Raw genomic sequence first — 6,210 nt, 5'->3', positions numbered from 1 at the left:
TGAGCATTTCCCGAATGAAATCGTGGGTCGCATCAGCCGCGGCCTTTGGAATTCTTCACCACGATCTGCATGGCGTCGAACATCGCGGCCAGCTGGGCGTGATTGAGCGCCAAGCGGTTGTTGCGGATTCCCGGTTGTTTCAGCATCGCGTCACGGTGCTGGGCGAAGCGTTCCCGGTAACATTTGAGGATTTCCGCCTCTTTCCGCACGATATGGACGATGAAGCCCGACACGTCGTCGCGATCGATGCGCGCGACCGTCTCAGCCGCGCCCCGCGTATGCTCGCCCCAACCTGATTTATCGATCGTCAGACCCATGATGCGCTCCCGCATTGCCGGGGACGCTTCGACCGGGTCATTCTGAACGATGGCGATCGCGCCCCGGAAAGGCGGTTCGAACGTTTCCATGCCGCCGTTGGCGATGGCGCGGGTGCGGACGGCGCGACCATTATAGGCGGTTTTCAGTTCGTCCCATTCGAACCGACGGCTGTGGGGCGTATCCTGATTGCGGTCGCCCTCGATCAGCACGACCGGCAGGTTGCCTACCTGTCCCAAGGTGCGAGAGATGCCCGCATTTGTCGCCTTGGTCGGGTCGAAGCCTTCATAGTTGCCGACGCGGCCCATCAGCTTCCACAGGAAGGCGATCAACGTTGATTTGCCGGTGCCGGGAGGGCCGGTCACTTCAAGAAAACCCAGCGAGTCCTGCGAAGCGCAGACCTGCTCCGCGAAAAGCGACAGCACCCAGAAGGTCAGGACGACAAAGCCTTTTGGCCCCCACGCCTGATAGACCGGCTGTACCCAATCCAGATCGAGGCGGTCCGCATCATAATTGATCGTAAGCAGCCGATCGGCGGTGCGCAGCTTCACAGCCTTGCGTGAAAAGACGAAATAATCGTCCTGGTTGACCTTTTCCACCTTGCCCTGACTGACGCCGATGTCGCCCAGCAGATAGGCTTCATGGTCGATCGAATAGCCGGTGAACTGGATAGCCTCGACCATACGGATGCTGGCCCACTGACGCTGCATCAGCTTATCCAGATGGCCGGTGGCGCCAGTCCACTGCGCACCGGGTGCAACCGACGACAGGCGCTTTTTGAATTCGGCACCGGCGGAAAGGTTCGCGCCGGAAAACGTCGCCTTCACCGCATCGCGGCGGGGCTGCCCTTTGACGCGGGGGAAATCAACGCGCAGGAAATACGCGCCCTCCTCAATGTGAGCATCCTTTTGGAAATACAGGGTGCGAAAGGTGCAGTTCGCCAGTTCGGTGATGTCGGCCGCCTGACGCGCCGCTTGGGGCAATTTTCTCAGGCAATAAGGGACCGTTCCCGGCGACGGGGTGCGCCGGGCTTGGTCTTGTTCATCGGTTGGGGTTCGGCGGTCGGGCCGACCCGTTATGTCTGGCTGATCACAGCGTCGGCAGGCTCGCTGGGCGGGCCGCCGAAGCTGGCGGACAGTTCCATCGCTTCCATGCCCATATCGATCGAGACCGGGCCGCTCATGCCGCCATCGCGGTACTCTTCCAGCTTGCGCGTGAGGGGCGGCAAAGTGACGGTCTTGGCTTCGCCGCCATAGGCGAAGCCCTCATTATAGAAATTCATGTTCTTGAGAACGCGGGGCAGTCCCATGGCTGGCTCCTATGCAAAGTGGGATGTCGGGGAGGGCTTCGCGTCAGACGACTTCGGTCAGCTGCTTGGCGAAATCGGCGAAATAGCTGTCGGTGATGCGCTGGTTGAACCCCAGATCCTCCAGCGGCGGCGGGACGGTGTAATCATAGTAGATACGCAGCTTGCCCGCCTTGAGGTTGGCGACGCTGTTGGCGGTTTCATCGAACCATGCGTTCGCGCCCAGGATGACGCCTGCACCCTTCAATTGGCGGAAGAAGCCGTTGATGGTTTCGATGATGTCTTTTGCCAGCGCCGGGTCAGCGGCTTGTCGATCGCCCACATCATGCCGTTGACGATGGTGTCGGCCAGCAGCTGCGCGACGCGCACCGTGCTTTCGAACACAAAGGGGCTGTCGGCCGCCGCCGTGGTGCGGTTGCCTCAGAAGCGGAGGCCGCTGTCGGTGCGGATCAGCGCCGTGATTTCCTTCGCATTGAGCAAGCCCGCTTCGCTCGACTGATCCTCGATATCCCAATGGATATCCTTGCTAAGACCCACGACGCCTTCCACCGGAATGTTGGACAGCGTCTTATGCGGCCCTGTCTGCATGTCGATCAGCGCGCGCAGGCCGATGGCGCGGGCGGCGGCATAGCTGACAACATCACCGGCGTCGGCCGTGTCCCAGGCGAGAAAATCGGGCATCAGCAGTATGAGTTCGCGCGCACTGAAACCGGCGCGATAGGTAATGGCGTCGGCGACCGCCTCGCCAATCGCGCGGGCGTAGCCAAAGCCCCGCAGCTTTTGCGCCACTACGCCGAGCGCCGTCGTAACGGCCTGCGTTTCGAGGCCGGGGGTGCCGAGGATCTTGGGCTTGACGCCCAGTTGCGCCTGCGCCGCCAGCAGCGCCTGCATCCCCGTCTTTTGACCGTTGATGGTGGTACCAATGACATTGGACGCAGTTTCGGCCGCGTCATCGCCTTCCTCGACGCGCACGACAACCAGAACCGGGCGGACATGATCGGCGATGCCGCGCAGGGATCGGGCCAACGTCCCTTCAACGCCCGCGTCACCGATCGCAGCTTCCACGTCGAGAATAAGCGCCGGGCGATCAAGCGGGAAGATGTCGGGATCCGCATCACACGCGGTCGCGACAAGGCCAATGATCGCGGTGGAAACGGCGGTCAGCGTGCGCGCGCCCTGGCTGACTTCGATTAGGGTGATGCCATGCTTGAAGGCCATGCGATAATCCTTTCAATTAACGGGACAGAGGCAGAAGGAGGCGGGTGCGCGCGTTCGCAAGAGAGATATCGGTGCGGTCAGCGTCGATCATGATGGTGGCGGCACCGCGTTGCCTGCCTGCCTGAATGGCGACGCGGCGCAGGCGAACACGATCTTCATTGCGCGATATGGCGACCGCCGTTGCTGCATAGATGCGCAGGATGTTGGCCGCCGTCATGGGCTGGACGATGAGGTCGGGAAGCAACGAGCCGTAGGCGCGACGGCCGACACGCGTGCCGACCGGCGTCGAAAGGATATCGGCGATCGACTGGCGGATATGATCGATGCCATCGAGCGCCGATCCTGAGGTTCGCTGCATGCCCGCCATCAGACTGGCGCACCGCTTTGTGCGCCGCCCGCCTGGACGCCGCCATGCTTGTGGCCCTTGAGGCTCTTGCCGCCGCCAATCACGTCGGTTTGCGCGTTTGCCGTGCCGCTGATCGCAACATCGTCGTTGACAGCGAGGGTGCCGTTGATGGTGACAGGATCGTTGACGGTCGTGCCGCCCGGCGCGTCGATCGTCACGCTGCCACCTTCAGGCAGGATCGCCGTTAGCGCATGGGTCGCATGATTATAGGCGATCGTCACGCCATCAGGCATGTCAATCTGCACGACATCGGGATCGTTCGACGGGGGCGGACAGGCGTCGGAGTAGAGGCCGAGAATGACAAGCCCATTGTCCAGATCGCCTTCGGGGGCCAGCACGACGCATTGTTCGCCGACGGTCGGCGGCGACCAGCATCGCATCCCACCCGCCCGCTGCGCTACCCAAGGCAGTTCGCCGGTCTCCAGATCGCCAAGCGTTACCGTGCAGGTGGCGTTGGGATGATCAACGGACGCGACGACGCCGTACTGGATCGCTTCGCCGATCTGCTGTTGTGCATCCTGATAGTTCGCCATGCGCGGACCATGACGCGTGCGCCATTTGCTTTCGCGCCCCTGCATTTGGACAGGCGGCTATCCAAGTGCAGGGGCAAGACTGGCCGTACGCGGCTATCGCGCAATAATCCCAATTCAATAGACAAGAAGTTATGGCTATTCGAACCGGTGTGTTAGACGACTAGGCATCGTCAGCGAAATCTTCACCACCAGCGCCGCACGAAAACATCCCTTGCCATTTTCCAATAAATCAACGAGTTCTACGGTTGCAGCTTTCCATGTATGGACGGCATTAGTTCAATCTGGTTTCAAGCTAAGATGATGGAATCACTTAGGCGACCCGCATAAAGCCGTACAAGTCCAATTGCTATTTTTGGAGCGCCATGTGCTTGATGAGTTGAAACGCCCACCCGCAAGGAACGAGTATCAGGAGAAGCGCCTGCGTTTTTTACGGAGCAATGCTGACATCGACAGTCTCGTCGGGCTTGAGATCGGCGCCTGCCATTTGCCGACCGTTCCACAGGGGATCGGGCATTGCTTTTATGCAGATTTCAGAACGGCAGAGCAGATGGTCAGCATGTGGGGACTCGACCCAAATGCCGTGTGCCATGTTGATTTCGTGATAGAACGGTCCCGTTCGCTGCCTGACCAAATCCCGACACACTTCGATTATGTCATTGCTTGCCACGTCTTTGAGCATGTGCCCGATCCCATCAGCTATCTCCAAGAACTGGCGGGTCTGTTAAAGCCTGGTGGCATTGCCTTTCTAGCGGTGCCGGACAAGCGAATGACGCCCGACAAAAACCGTCCGTTAACGACGATTGATCATTTGCTGATGGATCATCATGATCGCTGCCGATATCCCACAATCGAGCATATCATGGATTTTCACCGGCATTGGCTTGAACTGGAATCCAATTCTCCCCTACCTATCGGTGAAGTCTATGATTATGCTAGGGCGTTCCATGCCAGTGGAGAAGCCGACGTGCATTGTCATGTCTGGAATGATAAGAGTTTTTTGGAACAGTTTGAGACTTTATCGCAAGCCCGCTTGCTTGGCAACTTCGAGTTCACCGCGTTTGAGCCAACATTGGACGGATATAACGAATTTGTAGCCATTTTCACTTTACGATAATACCGCCACGATGATTAGGCCGTGAACACTGCGTTTATTAGATCAGCGCGTTTACCGCACTGCGCCAGTCATTGAACGAAATGAACTTTGCACCATTTCGGCTGCCTTGCAGTGATCAGCACCCAGGAGACCAACATGCCAGATGATGTGAAAGCCGCCCTGGATCGTTTCCAGCGTTTCTTAGGCCGACATTCCGGCGACGACGTAATCGATCCGCAAAGCGGTTTCACCGTTGCGGACGGCATGCTGCTGGCTGGCGAGATCGAGTTAGGTGCGACACGTGGCGAGCCGGGCGAAAGCCCGATCGACTAGTGTTGGCGATCAGCGAGACGCCGTCGCAGGAAACGCCTTATTCTATTTGGCGACCTAACCGGAATTGTCGTTGTCCCCGCTTTCCTTGGCGTAGAGCGTGGATCCAGGACCGCCGTCGCATCGGGTATATAGTGACCCGACGGGCGCGCTAACCATTCCATTTGGATCGCCTACGCCCATCAATGTCACTATGCGCGTGAGGGCATCGGCGCGCCTGGCGTAGAATTCAAGCTGCGTGTCTACCCAGTTGCTGTCGTTAGAGACGCTGCTCCAGCCACCGGCAGGCTTGATGGTGCCAACCGTGTCATGGCCGAAACCGAACATCGCCACGTCCTTGAACACGGACATGCTGGTGTCAAAGCTGACCGGTCCGGACGTGCGGGGCAGACCCCAGCCAAGGCCTGGCAGATTAGCGGAAAGACGATTTGTGCCATCATGCGCACCGGCACCGGCAAACAGCCTGGCGTCATATTGCGCATCGACCTCGATCACATTGTTGACGGCGGTGCCAGCAATATCCACGCCGACATCGAGCTGTCGCATTTTAAGTTTGGCATTGATGCCGTTGCCGCCTTGTATACCCATGCAGTCCTGATTGGCGATTTCGCCGAGGCCAAAATCGATGCCGATGAACTCACCCTCGCCATTCTGGCAGTAGAGCACGCCGGGCGCGATGGTCAGTTGCAGCACGTTGTCGAGATCGAAGCCGCGCTTGAGGGCGCTGATGTGTCAGCTGGTGAGCGAGAGCCATGGTTCGGACGTCCCGCTGTGCTTCTTGCGGATACCCGTATTCACATCCACAGCAACAAAGCCATTGATGATCGTTCCTTCAACCTGATCGGCGATATCAGCGCCGACATCTAGGGATATGGTCTGACAGTTGATGAATTTTACATCGGTCGCTTCGCCGCCGATTCTCCAACCATCCTTGGTCTTGCTGCGATCGTCCCACGCGCCCCGCGTATAGCACCCCTCAATGATGCTATTGCGCGCGTTGATGATCTCC

The 6,210-nt window shown here is 59.0% G+C and carries 10 protein-coding genes; 2 read left to right on the top strand and 8 right to left on the bottom strand.

All coding sequences use genetic code 11. The features are described from left to right. Window positions 1-32: 32 nt before the first annotated feature. The 6 genes from AC07UX_RS20965 to AC07UX_RS20940 form a co-directional block, all read right to left on the bottom strand. Window positions 33-1,298, bottom strand: coding sequence for a hypothetical protein (locus AC07UX_RS20965; RefSeq protein ID WP_495193904.1), 1,266 nt, complete (start codon window positions 1,296-1,298; stop codon window positions 33-35). Window positions 1,299-1,390: 92 nt separating this feature from the next. Further along, a complete protein-coding gene (locus AC07UX_RS20960) occupies window positions 1,391-1,624 on the bottom strand; it encodes a phage major tail tube protein (protein ID WP_495193903.1) in 234 nt (77 codons plus the stop codon). Window positions 1,625-1,667: 43 nt separating this feature from the next. After that, a complete protein-coding gene (locus AC07UX_RS20955) occupies window positions 1,668-1,943 on the bottom strand; it encodes a phage tail sheath C-terminal domain-containing protein (protein WP_495193902.1) in 276 nt (91 codons plus the stop codon). Window positions 1,944-2,041: 98 nt separating this feature from the next. After that, complete coding sequence (locus tag AC07UX_RS20950; RefSeq protein WP_495193901.1) at window positions 2,042-2,839, bottom strand: phage tail sheath subtilisin-like domain-containing protein; 798 nt, start codon at window positions 2,837-2,839, stop codon at window positions 2,042-2,044. A 16-nt stretch (window positions 2,840-2,855) separates the two neighbouring features. Further along, complete coding sequence (locus AC07UX_RS20945; protein WP_495193900.1) at window positions 2,856-3,197, bottom strand: GPW/gp25 family protein; 342 nt, start codon at window positions 3,195-3,197, stop codon at window positions 2,856-2,858. A gap of 8 nt (window positions 3,198-3,205) precedes the next feature. After that, window positions 3,206-3,778 carry a phage baseplate assembly protein V gene (locus tag AC07UX_RS20940; protein ID WP_495193899.1) on the bottom strand — a complete coding sequence of 191 codons (573 nt, stop codon included), beginning with the start codon at window positions 3,776-3,778 and terminating at the stop codon, window positions 3,206-3,208. Between the two features lie 352 nt (window positions 3,779-4,130). On the opposite strand from AC07UX_RS20940, the gene AC07UX_RS20935 reads away from it, so the two are divergent. Beyond that, window positions 4,131-4,892, top strand: a complete 762-nt coding sequence (locus AC07UX_RS20935; protein WP_495193898.1) for a class I SAM-dependent methyltransferase — start codon at window positions 4,131-4,133, stop codon at window positions 4,890-4,892. 135 nt (window positions 4,893-5,027) lie between these two features. Then, entirely contained in the window at window positions 5,028-5,204 is a 177-nt protein-coding gene (locus tag AC07UX_RS20930; RefSeq protein ID WP_495193897.1) for a hypothetical protein, read from the top strand. A 54-nt stretch (window positions 5,205-5,258) separates the two neighbouring features. Here the strand turns inward: AC07UX_RS20930 and AC07UX_RS20925 are convergent, their stop codons facing one another. Further along, the gene (locus AC07UX_RS20925) at window positions 5,259-5,894 is read right to left on the bottom strand and encodes a hypothetical protein (protein ID WP_495193896.1); all 636 of its coding nucleotides are present in this window, start codon (window positions 5,892-5,894) and stop codon (window positions 5,259-5,261) included. A 39-nt stretch (window positions 5,895-5,933) separates the two neighbouring features. Next, the coding region (locus AC07UX_RS20920; RefSeq protein ID WP_495193895.1) for a hypothetical protein at window positions 5,934-6,210 on the bottom strand (277 nt) is incomplete at its 5' end.

Source organism: Sphingobium sp. GW821-FHT02B05 (assembly GCF_059421905.1).
The sequence above is the reverse complement of the archived record's forward strand: the minus strand, read 5'-3'. Positions and strand labels throughout refer to the sequence as shown.

Bases quoted from the DNA above. Each gene is read 5' to 3' on its own strand.
- AC07UX_RS20960 (WP_495193903.1), bottom strand. From the start codon at position 1,624: ATGGGACTGCCCCGCGTTCTCAAGAACATGAATTTCTATAATGAGGGC.
- AC07UX_RS20950 (WP_495193901.1), bottom strand. From the start codon at position 2,839: ATGGCCTTCAAGCATGGCATCACCCTAATCGAAGTCAGCCAGGGCGCG.
- AC07UX_RS20945 (WP_495193900.1), bottom strand. From the start codon at position 3,197: ATGCAGCGAACCTCAGGATCGGCGCTCGATGGCATCGATCATATCCGC.
- AC07UX_RS20940 (WP_495193899.1), bottom strand. From the start codon at position 3,778: ATGGCGAACTATCAGGATGCACAACAGCAGATCGGCGAAGCGATCCAG.
- AC07UX_RS20930 (WP_495193897.1), top strand. From the start codon at position 5,028: ATGCCAGATGATGTGAAAGCCGCCCTGGATCGTTTCCAGCGTTTCTTA.